The organism is Deinococcus alpinitundrae, assembly GCF_009982895.1.
GTDB classification, from domain to species: domain Bacteria; phylum Deinococcota; class Deinococci; order Deinococcales; family Deinococcaceae; genus Deinococcus; species Deinococcus alpinitundrae.
The window spans coordinates 1-16442 of sequence record NZ_WXZL01000019.1; the positions used below are offsets into that span (position 1 = coordinate 1).

General features: G+C 63.1%; 15 protein-coding genes and 1 pseudogene. 5 read left to right on the forward strand and 11 right to left on the reverse strand.

Features of this window, described 5'->3' with window-relative positions; translation table 11 throughout:
- Positions 1-295 precede the first annotated feature (295 nt).
- Positions 296-1135 (reverse strand): annotated as a pseudogene (locus GUI70_RS24435) (IS701 family transposase).
- A gap of 864 nt (positions 1136-1999) precedes the next feature.
- On the opposite strand from GUI70_RS24435, the gene GUI70_RS15935 reads away from it, so the two are divergent.
- Together GUI70_RS15935 and GUI70_RS15940 are read left to right on the forward strand one after the other, a co-directional pair.
- Positions 2000-3358 (forward strand): lyase family protein, encoded by a 1359-nt coding sequence (locus GUI70_RS15935; RefSeq protein ID WP_161883314.1) that lies wholly within the window; start codon positions 2000-2002, stop codon positions 3356-3358.
- A gap of 137 nt (positions 3359-3495) precedes the next feature.
- Positions 3496-3636: a hypothetical protein gene (locus GUI70_RS15940; RefSeq protein WP_161883315.1), complete on the forward strand. Its 141-nt coding sequence runs from the start codon at positions 3496-3498 to the stop codon at positions 3634-3636.
- A gap of 190 nt (positions 3637-3826) precedes the next feature.
- On the opposite strand, the gene GUI70_RS15945 is transcribed toward GUI70_RS15940, so the two are convergent.
- From GUI70_RS15945 to GUI70_RS15990, 10 genes are all read right to left on the reverse strand, one after another.
- Entirely contained in the window at positions 3827-4156 is a 330-nt protein-coding gene (locus tag GUI70_RS15945; RefSeq protein ID WP_161883316.1) for a hypothetical protein, read from the reverse strand.
- Positions 4157-5470 carry an amidase gene (locus tag GUI70_RS15950; protein WP_161883317.1) on the reverse strand — a complete coding sequence of 438 codons (1314 nt, stop codon included), beginning with the start codon at positions 5468-5470 and terminating at the stop codon, positions 4157-4159.
- Positions 5463-5672 carry a hypothetical protein gene (locus tag GUI70_RS15955; RefSeq protein WP_161883318.1) on the reverse strand — a complete coding sequence of 70 codons (210 nt, stop codon included), beginning with the start codon at positions 5670-5672 and terminating at the stop codon, positions 5463-5465. The genes GUI70_RS15950 and GUI70_RS15955 overlap by 8 nt, the downstream gene beginning before the upstream one ends.
- Positions 5673-5682: 10 nt before the next feature.
- A complete protein-coding gene (gene hisD / locus GUI70_RS15960; RefSeq protein ID WP_161883319.1) occupies positions 5683-6999 on the reverse strand; it encodes a histidinol dehydrogenase in 1317 nt (438 codons plus the stop codon).
- A 45-nt stretch (positions 7000-7044) separates the two neighbouring features.
- Positions 7045-8058, reverse strand: a complete 1014-nt coding sequence (locus GUI70_RS15965; protein WP_161883320.1) for an ester cyclase — start codon at positions 8056-8058, stop codon at positions 7045-7047.
- Positions 8051-9142: a nuclear transport factor 2 family protein gene (locus GUI70_RS15970; RefSeq protein ID WP_237724977.1), complete on the reverse strand. Its 1092-nt coding sequence runs from the start codon at positions 9140-9142 to the stop codon at positions 8051-8053. The genes GUI70_RS15965 and GUI70_RS15970 overlap by 8 nt, the downstream gene beginning before the upstream one ends.
- Positions 9139-10218, reverse strand: coding sequence for a nuclear transport factor 2 family protein (locus GUI70_RS15975; RefSeq protein WP_161883321.1), 1080 nt, complete (start codon positions 10216-10218; stop codon positions 9139-9141). Before GUI70_RS15975 ends, GUI70_RS15970 begins: the two co-directional genes overlap by 4 nt.
- A gap of 126 nt (positions 10219-10344) precedes the next feature.
- Complete coding sequence (locus tag GUI70_RS15980; RefSeq protein ID WP_237724978.1) at positions 10345-11199, reverse strand: carbohydrate ABC transporter permease; 855 nt, start codon at positions 11197-11199, stop codon at positions 10345-10347.
- Complete coding sequence (locus tag GUI70_RS15985; RefSeq protein ID WP_161883322.1) at positions 11199-12134, reverse strand: carbohydrate ABC transporter permease; 936 nt, start codon at positions 12132-12134, stop codon at positions 11199-11201. The genes GUI70_RS15980 and GUI70_RS15985 overlap by 1 nt, the downstream gene beginning before the upstream one ends.
- Positions 12135-12268: 134 nt before the next feature.
- On the reverse strand, positions 12269-13669 hold the full coding sequence (locus GUI70_RS15990) for an ABC transporter substrate-binding protein (protein ID WP_161883323.1): 1401 nt from the start codon (positions 13667-13669) through the stop codon (positions 12269-12271).
- Positions 13670-14312: 643 nt separating this feature from the next.
- Here GUI70_RS15990 and GUI70_RS15995 point away from each other — a divergent pair.
- Genes GUI70_RS15995 through GUI70_RS16005 form a run of 3 tightly spaced genes read left to right on the forward strand, consistent with a single transcriptional unit; the run spans position 14313 to position 16417 of the window.
- Positions 14313-14927 (forward strand): cupin domain-containing protein, encoded by a 615-nt coding sequence (locus tag GUI70_RS15995; protein WP_161883324.1) that lies wholly within the window; start codon positions 14313-14315, stop codon positions 14925-14927.
- A 4-nt stretch (positions 14928-14931) separates the two neighbouring features.
- Positions 14932-15588, forward strand: coding sequence for an alpha/beta fold hydrolase (locus tag GUI70_RS16000; RefSeq protein ID WP_161883325.1), 657 nt, complete (start codon positions 14932-14934; stop codon positions 15586-15588).
- Positions 15581-16417, forward strand: coding sequence for an HpcH/HpaI aldolase family protein (locus tag GUI70_RS16005; RefSeq protein WP_161883326.1), 837 nt, complete (start codon positions 15581-15583; stop codon positions 16415-16417). The genes GUI70_RS16000 and GUI70_RS16005 overlap by 8 nt, the downstream gene beginning before the upstream one ends.
- Positions 16418-16442 lie beyond the last annotated feature (25 nt).

Genomic DNA, 16442 nt, shown 5'->3' on the forward strand with positions numbered 1-16442 from the left:
AAAGATTGAGTAGCACCTGGACGTTGTCCAGATGCTGCTTGCGCGTCAATGTCGCAAGAATGTCAGTGTAAAGCTGTCCAGCACGAGTTTCCTTTGCGTTCACACCCTCATTCTGAGGTGCAAAGCCGTGCTGGACAGCTTTTTCGTAAACCGCAACATCTCAGGTGAAGAACTTGCCCTTGGGATCACCGACCAAAACCCATCGAATCGGGAGAGGCGGGAGGCCGTTGTGATACCAGATCGCGGTCTGAGAAACGACCTCCAGCTCCCGGTTGGTCTCCCCCTACCAGCGATGTCAGCGGACGCGCTCCCAGCGCGTCTGCGGATCGTGGACCAGGGCGGTTAGGGTCGGGAAACGCTCGCCTTTCAGCCGGGGCCGGCCCATCTGGCCGGCCACTCGTTCTGGTGCTGGATTGTAGAGCGCAGCATCCAGGCGAAGCCGGGTGATGACGGTGATCCGCTGGCCCTGTTGCAGGTCGGAGAGCCAATGAATGACTGCGTACGCGCCGTCCGCCACCACAATCAGTTGCCGTCCTAGAGACCAGCGCTGCACGACGCGCAGCATCTGCCGCGCCCAATCCGTCAGGGTCTTGTGCCGATGACCACGGACTTCGTTGTACCACTGTGACGGCACGAGTGCCGTCAGGAACGGACACGCCCAGACACGATTCGCCCAGGGGATGGGGGTCAGCAGCATCAGGCTCAGCCAGCGGAGCCCACTGGCTTTGACGAAGTGCCCGTGGCTGGACCGGACTGGATCTCGGTCAATGCCTTTGGTGCTGATCTTCGCGCCAGTACGTCATTCAGTCGTATCGTCCAGGCCGAGGACCACTGGGCCAGAAGGGCCAAAGGCGGCCAAGAGCAGGCTGAGCAGCACTTGGCTGGCTTGAAGACTGGACCAGCGGGCCCGACTCAACAGGCGGTGGTCTGTACCGAACCTTGAGTCGTCTGCCAGTCCGAGTCCCCGCAACGCTGCTGTCACCGTCCGTTTCCCAGGAGAGAGCAGCGCCCCGACCACCAGGCGTTGCACCTGCGGCCAGAGTCGTGCCGAGAAGAGAGGGGCGAAGTTGTCCAGGACCCCAGTGAACCATTTCGGAAGCAGTGTCATGCTCAAGTTTGACAGGGGGAGCAGCATGCTGCTCCCCCTGTCAATGGCCAAAGTCTAGCTAAGGGCGAACAGGGCGCTGCTGAACTGGGCGAAGCAGGAAGGCCTGACCTAGCATCGCTTGGATGCGCCTGCGGGCGATAGGTTCTGCTGCCGTTATGAAGCGTACTTGACCGATTACCGCCTTGAGCCCAAGAGGTCCGTCTGGGAGGTCGAGTTGGCCATCAAGCTCTCGGACGATTTGCCGCAAGGCGTCCCCATGGCGGGCGACTGAGGCCACAACGCGGACTCATCCGGCCTGCATATCGTCAGCGTCTACTGGGAGAATTGAGCAGCTTGGATTCTGATGCCCCTTCGGGGGCATTTCTACTGTACTAGCCGAACCCAACGCCCCCTGTCCGACCGTCTCCGCGCGCTATGATCTGCCCCTCTGGAGCGCAAGGGCAGCGGCTACCCCAAGCGCTTTTACCGACACCTCAAGGCCGAGGACAACGCCACCCACGAGATTCCTGGAGAAGTCGAGGGCAGGCGCACTTCACGCCGGACCTGCTGATCCGAGCCGTCCGCAAATGAACACGCCCAGCAACGACGAGTCAGGCCCGCCGTTTGCCCCGGATTTTCCTGTGTGCTCGCGTCCAGAGCTTGGCTCAAGACAACGAGTCGGTGGCCCTGAAGGTACTGGAGGCGGTCGCCAGTATCGCCAACCGCGCCCAAATTGCGCTGAATTTTGATCCTGAAGACGCTCTCTGAACGTTTCACTTAGCGAAACAACGAAGTTCGGCCAATTTGGATAAGCGATGTTCAGCCATGAGGCTTCAAGCTGTGCAGCAAATGTCGCCTGCTCAGCCGCTCCCTGACAGGGTTCTTCACCGGCAGCCGACCTACACTGAAGCTATGCACACCTCCTCTGCCACGTCCATGTCGCTGCTCTTCTCCACTTCAGCCCGGCGACAACGGTACCTGGACATCGAGGCCGCCCTCGCTCTCGCCCAGTCGGATCTCGGCGTCATCCCACAAGAGGCTGCTGAGCAGATCGCCAGCACCGCCCACCTTCACCTGCTCGACACCGCCCGCATCGACGCCGATGAACTTCGCACTGCCCACCCGCTGATGCCGCTCATCTCCGAACTCGCCCGCGTGGTCGGTGAGCCTGCCGGAGGCTGGGTTCACTGGGGAGCTACCACCCAGAACATTCAACAAACCGCCGACGTGCTGGGCCTGCGCCGTGCCCTGGACCAGCTCACCGGCCAGCTCTGCGGCCTGCTGGGGGTGCTGACCGACCTCACCGAGCGCAGCGCGGAGATGGTCATGGCGGGGCGCACCCACGGTCAGCAGGCGGTGCCCATCACCTTCGGCTTCAAGGTCGTCGTTTGGACCGACGCGCTGTTGCGGCACCTGGAACGCGTCACTCAGCTCCGTGTCCGCCTGTTGACGGCCATGATGGGCGGCGCGGTCGGCAACTTCGCCTCGCTGGGCGAGATCGGCCCGGCGGTGCAGCGCGAGGTGGCCCAGCGATTGGCACTGACCCCGATGCCGCTGCCTGCCCGGAGTCTTGCCGATCCGTTCGCCGAGCTGGTCTGTGTGCTGGGCCTGCTGGCCGCCACCGGCGCGACCATCGCCAGCGAGATCGCCCGGTTGATGGCGACCGAGTTCGGGGAGGTCAGTGAGGCGCTGGGCGAGGGCGACATCGGCAGCTCGACCATGCCGCAGAAGCGCAACCCGAAGCGGAGCGCAGCGGTCATCACGCTCTCCGCCCAGATCCGCTCACTCGTGCCCCTGGCGCTGGAAGCGGTGATCCAGTCGCATGAGGTGGAGGGAGCTAGGACGGCCATGCTGGACGCGGCCCTGGAGCAGGGCTGCGTGCTGAGCGACGACCTCTTGAGGACGCTGACCGAGGTCGTCCAGAACTTGGAGCTGCATCCGGAGAGGATGGCGGCGAACCTGCGGCTCTCCGGGGGGCTGATCAGCGCCGAGGCGGTGATGATGGCGCTGGGGAGCAAGTTGGGTCGGCAGAACGCCCATGAGGTGGTGCATCACGCGGCCCGCGAGGTGACCCTCGGCGCTGGGCCAACTTTTCTGGAACTGCTCGCCGCTGATCCGCGTGTCCGAGATCAACTCAGTCGCGACGAACTCGCCCAGTTGCTCGATCCTGCCGCACACACCGGGCTGAGCGCTGCGCTCGCCCGTGAAACCAGTGGGCGAGCCAGAGAGACGGTTGAGCGCTACCGTAAGCAAGCAGAGCTTGGGGTCTGATGCTGGCCAGGGAAACATCAAGCTGGCTTGAGCATTGCGTAACTGTCTTGGGCAAGGGCGTTTTTGCTGTCTGGCAAGGACTCGCGATGCACCCTGTCTGCACACCTCCAAGCGGGTGCGGAAGCTGGAACACGGGTATGAATGACACTTTGAATACTGCCCTGGCCACCGCCATCACCGCTGCCACCGAAGCCCTCGAAGCCGCCCAGCAGGCCAACGCAACGAAGCCTGTGAGTTGCTCGCCATCGTCGATGAACAGCTCGCCCAGGGCGGGGTAACGCCGCTGCTGCTCACCGCGGAAGATCCTACGCCTGCAAGCCGAAACACAGGCGCTGCTCGAAACCGCGCCGGTGGAGCTGATCACGCTGCCCAGAGCGAGGAGCTGGCTGTCCCGACTGGCATATCCTACTCACCAGGGAGGCTCCGGAGAGCTTGTCCCCTGAGCGGGCCAACCCGTGCCGCCGCACCTCAGCGCGGACGCTTGCGCTGATGCCGCTGGGCATCGACGCCACAGCACGCGACGGTGTAGCCGACCAGCAGTCCTGCTAGACCGTCAAAGTGGCCCAGCGCCTGGCGTTGATCGCCCGCGTCAAGCCGGCGGCGCTGCGGGACGAGGTGGATGCGGCGAACACCTCCTGAGATAAGCTCTTTGACATCGTGACGGCCCTGCGGGTCAGCGAACTCAACGGCCGGCGCAAAGAGGTAGGCGAGGCCGAGTGAGCGGCGAAGCTGGCCAATGACACCGCCGCGCGAGGACAGCCTGCGTATCCGGCAGTGGGCGCGCACCGCCCTGGTCATCTAGACCGTCAGTTCTGCTTCCAGCGCTGATCCCAGGCTCAGGCAGAAAGCGTCACTGTAAGGCCGGGTTATGAGTTGAAGGCCAACGGGGAGGCCGCCGCTGCTCAGCCCGACATTCACAGACAGTGCGGGGAGTCCGGTCAGGTTGTGCGGCACGCTGAAGTGACCTTCCTGTCCACCTTCCTCGCCGGTAAACATAGGGTCCTCGGCAGGCGCAACGAACGGCACACTGGGAGAGATCAGCGCGTCCACCCTCTTCAGTGCAGCCAGAAAATGTCCGGTCAGGCGGCGGCGAAACTGCTGTGCCCGCAGGTACAGTACGCCGGGCAGCGCGAAGCCGAGTTCGAGCTGGGTGCGGGTCATCGGCGCGTAGTCTTCTGGCTGCGTTGCCATCCAGCGGGCATGGATGGTGGCCGCTTCGGGGAGCAGCACATTGAACAGCGCCGCGTCAGCCAGTTCGAGTTCGGGAATTTCAATTTCTTCGAGCTTGGCCCCGGCGTCTTCCAGGGTCCGGCAGGCCGCCTCGAAGACCGCCGCCACCTCCGGCTCAGCCGCGCCGCGCTGAATGACGCCGAACCGCCGCCCCTTCAGGCTCGCCGGGGTCTGGAACACCCGGCCCGTCAGGCCGCCCAGCAGCCAGGCCGCGTCAGCGCTGCTGCGGGCCAGCGGACCGACGTGATCGAGCGACCACGACAGTGGAAAGACGCCCTCGGCGCTGACCAGGCCAGAAGTGGGTTTCAGCCCAGCCACACCGCAGTAACTCGCTGGAATGCGGATGGAGCCGCCAGTGTCGGTGCCCACGGCCGCAAAGCACATGCCCGCCGCCACCGCCGCCGCCGAGCCGCCGCTGGACGCCCCCGCCGTGCGTGAGGGGTCCCAGGGATTGTTGACCTGCTTGTAATCGGGGTGGGCGATCCCCATGGCGAACTCGGCCAGATTGGTCTTGCCCAGGCTAACCGCACCCGCCTGGCGCAAACGGGTGACCAGCAGCGCGTCCTGCGCCGGAATATGGTCTTTCAGGATCCGTGAGGCGCAGGTGGTAAGGACGCCCGCCGTGTCGATCAAATCCTTGAGAGCGATCGGAATGCCGTGCAGCGGGCCTCTATCGTGTCCGGCGCGCAGCTCCCGCTCCGCCTGAGCGGCCTCCGCGAGCGCTGGCTCCGCCGTCACGGTGATGAAGGCATTGAGGGTAGGATTGAGCTGCTCAACACGCGCCAGGCACTGCCGGGTCAGCTCCAGCGGGGAGAGTTGCCCGGAGCGGTACAGTGCCCCGATCTCGGCGATACTGGAAAACAGCAGGGAAGTGTCACTCACGCGCCGTCTCCGGCCAGGTTGGTCCCAGCGGGCTGAGCGTGCCCAGATTCAGCGCGGCAAGTCTGGCGTCGCCCGCCAGCATCGGCACGAGGGCCAGCGCCACCTGAGCGGCCCGTTCCGAATTCAGCTCTAGCCCGGACAGGCGGGCGAAGTGTTGCACCCGTTCGGCGGTCAGCACTTGATCTGTGGGTGGGGTGCTCAAGGACACTTCCTCATTTCAGACTGACTTCTTTGGCGCGTTCGCGCGACTCGCTCAATTGACCAGTCAGTCGCAGCCGCATCGAGTCGGCGTGTCCGATCATACCCTCGGTGTCAGCCATCAGCACGAACGGCGGGGCCACCGTCTTGTTCGCCTGATCACTGACCCGCTGCCAGGTCACGGTCTTGATGAACTTGCCCACCCACAGCCCGCCGGTATAGCGCGCTGCACGGCTGGTCGGCAACACATGGTTGGTGCCGATGCCCTTGTCGCCGTAAGCGACAGTGGCATTGTGACCTAAAAACAGCGAGCCGTAGTTAGTCAGCCGCTGCAAATACCACTCCGGGTCGCGGGTCATGACTTCCAGATGCTCAGAAGCCACCTGGTCCGAGACCTTCACCATCTCCTCGTCGTCCTCCACCAGGATGATCTCGCCGTAGTCACGCCATGACTGCCCCGCCGCGTCCGCCGTGGGTAAGCTGGCGAGCTGACGCTCGATTTGTCCGGTCACCTCTTCGGCCAGGCTGCGGGACGTAGTGATCAGCACCGACTGCGAGTTGGTGCCGTGTTCGGCCTGGGCCAGCAGATCAGCGGCCACGAATTCGGGGTCCGCCGTCTCGTCAGCCAGAATGAGAATCTCAGTGGGGCCAGCCAGCAAGTCAATGCCCACCACGCCGAAGAGCTGGCGCTTGGCCTCGGCCACGTAGGCGTTCCCCGCGCCCACGATCATGTCCACGGCGTCCAGCGGCGGGCTGCCGTCCAAGCCGAAGGCCATCGCCGCCATGGCCTGCGCGCCACCGATCGCGTAGATCTCATCGGCCCCGCTTTTCACCATGCCGTAGAGTTGCAGCGGATTGACCTTGCCGGTGCGGCGCTGAATCGGCGCGCAGGCCACGATGCGACGCACGCCCGCCACCTTCGGCACGCCCACCGTCATCACAGCGGACGCCAGAATCGGGTAGCGCCCGCCGGGAATGTACGCGCCCACCGCGTTGACCGGAATCTGCTTTTGCCCGATGGTGACGCCCGGCAGCGTTTCCTCCTCGAAGTCAGTCAGAGTGCGCCGCTGCAACTCGGCGAAATGTTTGACCTGTGAGATGCTGAAATCAATGGCGCGGGCGACGTTCTCTTCCACCTCGCCCAGAAGACCGCTGATGTCCGAATCCGAGAGCCGAAACGACGCGGGGGCCGAGCCGTCGAACTTCTCGCTGTAGCGGCGCACGGCCACCAGGCCCTCTCTTTCCACGTCGGAAATGATCTGCGAAACGGTGTCGCGGATTTCCTGCGAGACGGCGGTGGGTTGCGGGGGGGCTTTCTTGAAGTATTCCATTTGGAGTTCCTTTTGGGTCAGGTAAGCCAGGCAGGCGGGTGCCCTCTACTGCGCAGCGTGCAACTGTTTGAGCAGGGCGAACTCGTTCCAGACCATGTACTCGCGCACAATCACGCCGCCGCGCACTTCAAAATGGCTGATGCCCAGCACACGAACCCGCTTGCCGGTGGGCGGCCCGTAGACGCCCGGCCCGGTGTGGGTGCCCTGAAAGGTCCAGCGGGCAGCAACGCTGTAGCCCGCCGCCTCGCTGCCGTTCCACATGGTGTGGTCGAGCTGCATGGCACCGTCGGGAAAGGCAGCCAGCAGGTGCAATACGTAAGCAGTCAGGTCACCATGTCCGGTCAGGCGGCGGTTGCCCGGCACCCACACCACCGCGCTCGGAGAATAGTATGCCGCCAGATAATTGAGCATCCTGGCGTTCCAGATCAGGTTATAGATCAGCCCCGGCAGGGCGCCTGGGTCGCCTGGGTCGCCGCCGGGCTCAATCGGCGGGTGCTGCTGCCCGCTCAGGCGCGGCACTTCACCGTGGGTGCTGACAGGTAATTTTAAACCGCTGTCGCCTTCAGCCTGGGCCAAGGCTTTTGCCAGCGCTGCCGGGTCCAGACCGAGCTGCTCGACCAGGGCCAGCTCGTCTTGCACACTCCATTCCTCGACGATGCGGTTGCGGATGACGATGCAGTGGGCGATTTCGCGGCGCTGAATCCGCGCGCCAGTAGGCGGGCCGTAGACACTGTGGCCGGTGTTGTGGCCGCTCCAAGTCACCCGGTGCGAGGTGTGAAAGCCCGCAACGTCGTCGCCCTTCCAGATCACCTCGTCGCCGTAGAGCCGCAGATCGGGAAACGCCGCCAATGTTCGCACGGTGCCCTCCACCATCTGATCGCGCCCGTAGAGCTCGGCGTCGGTCAGGTGAACGGGGGTGTTGTGGGCGTAGTGGGTATAGATCAGGCCGATGGCCTTGTCTTCCCAGATCTTGTGGGTGCAGCGGATGATGTAATCCACGATGTCGCTGTAATCGGGGTCAAAACCGGCCATGCTGAGCTGCAAGTCAGCGTCAGCCATGCCCGCCGTCTCCGAGCTGCCCGTAGAGTTGCTTGAGGAGCGCGAACTCATCGAAGATGGTCCACTCCTGCACCACTTTGCCGCTCCTGATGACGTGGTGACTCATGCCCATCAGGAACATGCGCCGCCCGGTGGGTGCGCCGTAAGGCCCGTAGCCTTCGTGGGTGCCTTGCAAGATGAAGCGGGTCGCCACCCGGTAACCGCGTTCGGCACTGCCCTGCACACATTGGTGGCCGATGGTCAGCGCCAGATCGGGAAAGCACGCCATCAAAGTAATCACGAAGTTCTCGTAGTCGCCGTGCCCGTAGGTCTTGCGTGAATCCGGCAGAAAGGCAATGTGGCCGGGGGCGTAGTGGTCGCGCACCATGTTGATCAGGCGGGCGTTCCACATGTTGTTCAGAATTGCCGCGACGAAGGCTTGCGGGTCGTCACTCGCGCTCGGCACCTCCAGAAAGACTGGGGCTTGCTGGCCGGTGGGCAACCGGTCGATCTCGCCGTGGGTGTGCGGCGTGGTGGGCAAGACCATCTGCTTGGCGAGGGCCAGCGGGTCGTAGCCCATCTGCCGCACCTCGGTAATGCCGTCATGGGTCAGCCACTCCTCCACGATCAGATTTCTCTTGATGAGACAGTCAGCGATGCCCCAGTACTGAATCTTGCGCCCGGTGGGTGGGCCAAACTCGGTGTAGCCACTGTGCGTGGCAGTGTTGTGGTGCCGGTGTGAGGTGTAGAAGCCCACCTGATCGTCGCCGCTCCAGATCACGTCGTCGGCGTAGGCCCGCAGATCGCCCCAGATCGCCTGATTCTGGAGGGTATTTCTGACCACCGTTTCGCGCCCGTAAATCGTCCCGAGCGAATGATGGACGGTGGCATTGTGCGAGTAGTGGGTATAGATCAGGCCGATGGCTTTTTCTTCCCAGATCTTGTGGGTGCAGCGCACGATGTAGTCCACGATATCGGTGTAATCGGCATCGAAGCCGGTCATGGCGTGGCGCTGACCCGTGGAAGCGGCCAGAGTGAACTCGGAATAGTCGGGATGGTCAGCGAAATCAAAAACGGCGGGGCTTTTTCTCGGGGCCACCCTCACGCCTCCAGACGGGCATGAAGCTGTTTGAGGAGCGCGAACTCATCGAAGATGGTCCACTCCTGCACCACTTTGCCGCTCCTGATGACGTGGTGACTCATGCCCATCAGGAACATGCGCCGCCCGGTGGGTGCGCCGTAAGGCCCGTAGCCTTCGTGGGTGCCTTGCAAGATGAAGCGGGTCGCCACCCGGTAACCGCGTTCGGCACTGCCCTGCACACATTGGTGGCCGATGGTCAGCGCCAGATCGGGAAAGCACGCCATCAAAGTAATCACGAAGTTCTCGTAGTCGCCGTGCCCGTAGGTCTTGCGTGAATCCGGCAGAAAGGCAATGTGGCCGGGGGCGTAGTGGTCGCGCACCATGTTGATCAGGCGGGCGTTCCACATGTTGTTCAGAATTGCCGCGACGAAGGCTTGCGGGTCGTCACTCGCGCTCGGCACCTCCAGAAAGACTGGGGCTTGCTGGCCGGTGGGCAACCGGTCGATCTCGCCGTGGGTGTGCGGCGTGGTGGGCAAGACCATCTGCTTGGCGAGGGCCAGCGGGTCGTAGCCCATCTGCCGCACCTCGGTAATGCCGTCATGGGTCAGCCACTCCTCCACGATCTTGTTTTTCACCACGAAGCAGTCGGCAATGCCCCAGCGCCAGACTTTGCGCCCTGTGGGTGGGCCAAACTCGCTGTAGCCGGTGTTGGTACCGACGCTGGAGACACGGTGTGACGAGTAGAATCCGTCACGCTCGTTGCCGCTCCAGATCACGTCGTCAGCAAAAGCGCGGCGCTCGGCGTACATGGCGATGCGCTGAAGGGTATTGACGACCATCGCCTCGCGCCCGTACATGGTGCCTGCCGAGTTGTGAACGGTGACGTTGTGCGAGTAGTGGGTGTAGATCAGCCCCACCGCCTTTTCTTCCCAGATCTTGTGGGTGCAGCGCACGATGTAGTCCACGATGTCGGTGTAATCGGCATCGAAGCCGCTGAGCGGTTGCCGCCGTCCGGTGCTCGCCGCCAGCGTGAAATCGGAATAATCAGGATGGTCGGCAAAATCAAAGACAGAGAGCGGAGTGGCAAGAGCGTCTTCCATGAAGTTCCTCGTTCGTTCGGGGTGGCTTGGTTTGGCTTGCACTGATTTGGTCTGGGCTGGTTTCTTGCCGGGTTTGGCGTTGGCGGGACGCTCAGGAGCAACCTGGTCTTCGCTGTGCTCCGTCATCTACTTGACGGCCCCCACCGTGATGCCTTCCACGAAGTACTTGCGAATGAAAAACGACATCACCAGAATCGGCACCATCACGACCATGCCCGCCGCCGAGAGCTGCTCCCACATCGGGCCGCGCGGCCCGCTGATGGTGAGAATGCCCACCGGCAGGGTCAGGGCATGGCTGCGGGTCAGGATCAGGGCGAAGAAGAACTCGTTCCAGGCAGAGATGAAGGTAAAGACCGCCGCCACCAGGATGCCCGGCAGGACCAGTGGCACCGTGACAAAGCGCAGGGTCTGGAATTCGTTGCAGCCGTCAATGTAGGAGGCTTCCTCCACCTCCACCGGCAGGGCGTCGAAGAATCCACGCAGCAGCCAGATGGCATACGGCAGGGTAAACGAGAGGTAAACGATGACCAGCGCCCAGGGCGTGTCGATCAGGTTGAGCGCCCTAAACAGATTGAAGAAGGGAATCGCCACCACCACCGCCGGAACGAACTGGGTAACCAGAATCAGCAGGAACAGCGTGTTGCGGCCCTTGAAGCGGTGCCGCGAGAGCACGTAAGCGGCGGCTGCGCCCAGCGGAATGGTGATCGCCACCGTCAGGAACGACACCAGGGCGCTGATCCAGATGTTGTTGCCGAGCAAAATCGGATTTGAGAAGATGGCGCGGAAATTGTCGAGCGTCGGCTTGAAGAACAATTTGACCGAGTAGATGTCGATCTGGTTTTTGAACGCGCCCAGCAGCATCCAGATCAGCGGAAACAGCACGAAGGCGATGATGAGCAGCACCCCCAGCGTCTCGGCCAGTTGCGCCAAGCGGCTGGCCAGCGGCACCCGGCGTTTGCCAGAACTCAGGCTGCTGTGCATCAGTCTCCCTTCAGCAAGGTGCGCACGTAAAACGTCGAGATGACCGCCATGATCGCCACCAGAATGTACGACAGCGCCGAGGCGTAGCCCATGTCGAGGTTGCGAAACGCCACCTGGTAGACGTAGTAGTACAAGGTCTGGGTAGAGTCGCCTGGGCCGCCGCCGGTCATGATGGCAATCTGGTCGAACATCTTGAAGGCCGAGATGATCTTGAGCAGCGCCACGATGTAGATGACCGGGGCCAGCAGCGGCAGGGTGATCTTGAAGAAGATCTGGATGCTGGTGGCTCCGTCCACTTTGGCCGCTTCGGTGGCTTCGGCGGGAATCGAGCCGATGGCCCCGATGAACATCAGGGCAAACAGCGGTGCCCAGCCCCAGATTTCCGAGAAGGCGATCACGAACAGGGCGCTGAGCTGGTGGCCCAGCCAGACGTAATCGTTTAGCGGCGGAATGATGGCCCCGATCAGTTTGGCGTAGACGCCGTACTCGTTGTTGAGCATGAAGCGCCAGCTGAAGCCCTTGAGAACCGGTGCGACGGCGAAGGGGAAGATCAGCAGGGTGCGGGCAAAGACATTGAGCGGCGTGGGTTTTTGTAGCAGCAACGCGATCCCCAGCCCGAGCAGCAACGTCAAACAGACCGAAATCACCATATAGATGGCGCTGACACCCAGGCTGTTGAGAAATCCGGCGTCGGTCAGGGCGCGGGTGTAATTCGCCGCACCGACAAAGGGACCAGGGGTGGGCGAATCGATCAAGCGCCAATCCCGAAACGACGTGATGAACGAGGCGGCCAGCGGATAGATCACCGTCAGGGCGATGACGATCAAGCCGGGGCCAAGCAGCATCCATCTGAGCGAACCGCTGCGGTACTGGCGCGGCTTCTTGACGGGACGCGCGACCAGCACGGACGAAACCGACGGTTGGGGCAAAGCCATAGCACTCACCTCAAAGGAACCGAATAAAACCGCCAATAGGAAAACGCAGAGGCGCAGTCAGCAAGGCGTCTTCACCTGTCTTCTCTGCGCCGCCCGCTTCATCACACTCGACTGCGGCCTTTCGTCCTCAGCCTTTACTTGTAAAGGCCCGCCCGCTTTTGAATGGCGTCCACGTCGGCGGCCATCTGGTCCATGGTTGGCTTGACCTCCGCGCCGGTCGCCATCTTGTTGATACCGATTTCCAGAACACTCTGGAGTTCGGCCCAGGTCTTGACTTGCGGCAGGGTACGGGCGGTCTTGAGCGCCGACGCGCCGACTTTGGGAATGCCGCCGTTGGCCGCGTTGACCTTGGCGTCGCGCATGCCGGTGAAGGTCACGATGGTATTGTCGGCTTCTGCCGGAATGCTGCGGTTGGCGGCCACCTGCTGCTGAATTTTGGTGTTGGTGACGTACTTGATGAACTCCCAGGCAGCGTCGGGATTCTTGGCGTTCTTGAAGATGCCCAGCGGCCACACCAGCGCGTAGTTGGCGGTGGTGCCGCCGGCCCAGCCGGGAGCGGTGGCAAAACCGATGTTGTTCAGCACGTCTTTGGATACGGCCTTGGGATCGGAGAACTGCGCCCAGTACCACCACCAGCCCACCCACATGGCCGCGCGGCCCTGCTTGAGTTCGGTGGAGGCTTCCGGCTCGGCGAAGGTGGTGGCAGCAGGGTTGGTGATTTTATACTTGCGCAGGATGTCGATGTACGTCTGGGTCGCCTCGACACCCTTGGAGCTGTTGAAGATGGCGTGCCCGTTCTTGTCGAGGATGTCGCCGCCGTTCCCCCACAGCATGCTCACCCAGTTGAACAGGTTTTGCCCGGCGCTCACCTTGTAGATCATCGAGACGCCGGTCATGCTCGGCATTTTCTGTTCGATGGTCTGGGAAGTTTTGATCAGCGCCTGCCAGGTTTTGGGCACCGGCAGCTTGAGGGCGCTAAACACGTCCTTACGGTAAAAAAGCACCAACGGATGGCCCCGGAAAGGAATTCCGATGACGTTGCCGTCCTTGTCGCTGGCGGCCTCGATATAGGCGTTGGGGTAGTCCTTCATATTGATCTTGTCGGCGGCGATGCGGCTGTTGAGTGAGGTCAGATACGGCTTGATCGCCTCGCCCCAGGAATCCACCCAGGCCACCGCGTCGTAGGTGTTGCCGGTGGTCGCCTCGATCAGTTCTTTTTGCTGCAACGACTCGTACGGTGTATTTTCCCACTGCACGTTGATGCCGGTGAGCTTCTCGAACTCGCTGCCGGGCGCGGTCAGCTTGATCATCTGGGCAAACTGTCCGGCGGTGGCGCAGCAGATCAGGAACTTGACGGTGGTGCCCGCGTAGGGTTTGCCGGCTTTGAGGTGATAGGTGGCGGCGCTCTGGGCGCTGATGGGAGCAAAGCTGCCTGCCAGGACGCCCAGCAAGCTGAGCATCAAGCTGCGCTGCAAAGTGGGTCGCCGAACAGCGGCGCTCCGGTCCGTGACACTGCGGGTCGTCGTTTCAATCATGATGTGATCCTCCTCAAACGAGAGCGGGGGGCGGGGGCAAATGGGAAACACGCCGGAAGATGAACCCAGGAGATCTGAACAGAGCGGGCTGGCCTGAGGAAGAAGGCCTGCCTACTGCCGGAGAAGCCAAATCCTTGAAGTGCTTCGTCAGTTGCGGGAACAGCCCCGTGGTCTTGCTTCAGAAGATTCGCGGCGTCGCCGACCTCACAGGCGGCGCAGGAACAACGGACTCATCTCACGCTGTGGTCTATTCTGGCAAGGCACCAGCTCCTCCTTTGCCGTATCTGCATACGTATGCAGATACCATAGTTGGCCGGTTAAGGTCTTGTCAAGTCAGTCAAAAACGCTGCTCAACCGAAGTCTTGACGAAAGCCGAGAGCGGAGAGTACGGTATGCATACGTATGCAAATTCGTGACGCCGTGAGCGTCCGCTCCTCCGCCTCTCGCCGAGATTTTGCCGCCCAAATCGGAACTGGCTGAACTGGGTGGGGTGCCGTTGCCGGGATACCCTCCGCCGAGTCCAGCTCCGCTCCGGCCCACCGCACAACCGAATCACCTCAGCTCACTTGGACCAAAACCCGACCTGGTCTCACCCCCATTCGGCCCCGATTCGCTACACCCAGTTCAATGCAGAGGAGAACCCATGACCGTCACGCCGCCCCCGTCCACTTCCAAAGAAGATCTCGGCGCAATGACCGGCAACGTCGTGCGCTTCGGAGACCTCAAGTCGCGCCCGATTCCTTTGATGTTCATCGACAGCATCATCCCCGGCCACCAGCGCCACAACTACGCCGTGATCGGCGACACCGCCAGCGAGAACGACGCCTACAAACCGTTCATCACCGCGCCGCACGGCTTTCAGATCGGGATGGTGCGCGCGCGACCCGGCAACGGCCCGGCCTACCACACCCATGATTACATCGAGTCGTTTCTGCCCCTAAAGGGCCGCTGGCGCTTTTACTGGGGTGAGAGCGCCGACAAGGTGGACGGCGAGACCATCCTGGACGAGTTCGATTACGTGACCCTGCCCGCCAAGCTGTGGCGCGGCTTCGAGTATGTCGGCGAGGATGAGGGCTGGATTTTTGCGGTGCTGGAAAAGCATCAGGCGTTCAAGGGCAAGGACCCCTACTGGGCACCGTCGGTCATCGAGAAGGCCCGTGAGTACGGCTTCGAGGCCAGTGACGACGGCAAGATGATCAAGCCCGGCAATTTCGCCGAACTCGAGCAGCAGATGCTCGGGCAGTTCGGAGACGAGTAGCGCCGTGACGCCCGCCCTGCTGCTGCCTGGAACGCTGTGCAGTGCGGCGTTGTGGGCTGGCGTACTGACCAGCGATGAGACGCAGATCATCCCGGTCATTCGCGGAACGAGTCTGGTTGACGCCGCTGAGCGCGTTCTCGCCCACGCACCGCGCCGGGTGCATCTGGTGGGCTTCTCGCTGGGAGCCATCGTCGCGCTGGAAGTGCTGCGCCGATTTCCCGAGCGCCTGGAGCACCTTACCCTGATCAGCGCCAATCTGCACGCGCCGGTGGCCGGGCAGCTCAGGGTCTGGGACGCCCAGGAGCAGCAAATCAGGCACGGTCATTTCGAGCAGGTGGCCGAGCGGACCGCGCTGGGTGCCGGGGCGCACCAGGCAACGGTCCTGGACATGGCCCTGGACTTGGGGCCGGAGGTGATGCTGGAGCAGCTTGCCCTGCTCAGGACCCGGCCTGACAGTCGCGCCGATCTGACCCGCTGGCAGGGGCCGCTAACACTGCTGGTGGGCGAAAATGACACCACCACCCCACCCGCGCTGGCTGAGGCGATGGTCCGGCTCGCGCCGCAGGCCGAACTGCGCCGCATTCCGCAGGCGGGTCATTACCTCCCGCTGGATGCACCGGGAGCCGTAGCGGATGCACTGAGGGAGGCGACCTATGTCTGAACTTGGACCTGAACGGGCCAGCGCCGCCTCACTCGCGCGCTTGCTGGCCCGCCTGGACGCGGGCGAAGCCGTGTTTAACGGCTGGCTACATCTGCCCGGCGGGGTCAGCGCCGAAGTGATGGGGCATGCCGGGTACGACGCCCTGACAGTGGATTTGCAGCATGGCCTGATCGGGGACGGCGGGTTGGTTTCCAGCTTGCAGGCCATCGCCGCCACGCCCGCCGCCGCGCTGGTGCGGGTGCCGTGGCTGCATCCGCCGGATCTGATGCGGGCGCTGGACGCCGGGGCCGCAGGCGTGATCTGCCCAATGATCGACACTCCCCAGCAAGCGGCAGCCCTGGTGAGCGCTTGCCGGTACGCGCCGATGGGCAGCCGCAGCTTCGGCCCCACCCGCGCCAAGCTGGCTCACGGGGACGATTACACCGACACTGCCGATGCCCGGACATTGGTGTTTGCCATGATCGAGACGAAAGCGGCCCTCGGCAACCTGGAGGCCATCCTGGACACCCCCGGCCTCAGCGGCGTGTACGTCGGCCCCGCCGACCTCAGCCTGAGTTTGACGGGCCACGCCTCGCTGGATTTCCGAACCGGCGAGGTGGCAGCGGCGGTGGCCCGGATTGCCGACCAAGCCCGCGCCCGCCAGCTCATTCCCGGCATCTTCACCCAGGGCGGCGACCTCGCCCGCGCCGCCCTGGCACTCGGCTACCGCTTCGTGACTGCCGGATCGGATTTCGCGCTGCTCTCCACAGCCGCCCGTACCGTACTGAACGACCTGCGCGGCGTGGCGGCTCCACCGATCAATCCGCTGACCGACACCCCGTCTTACTAGCCTTAGCCTCAGCAGTCCTCAAGGA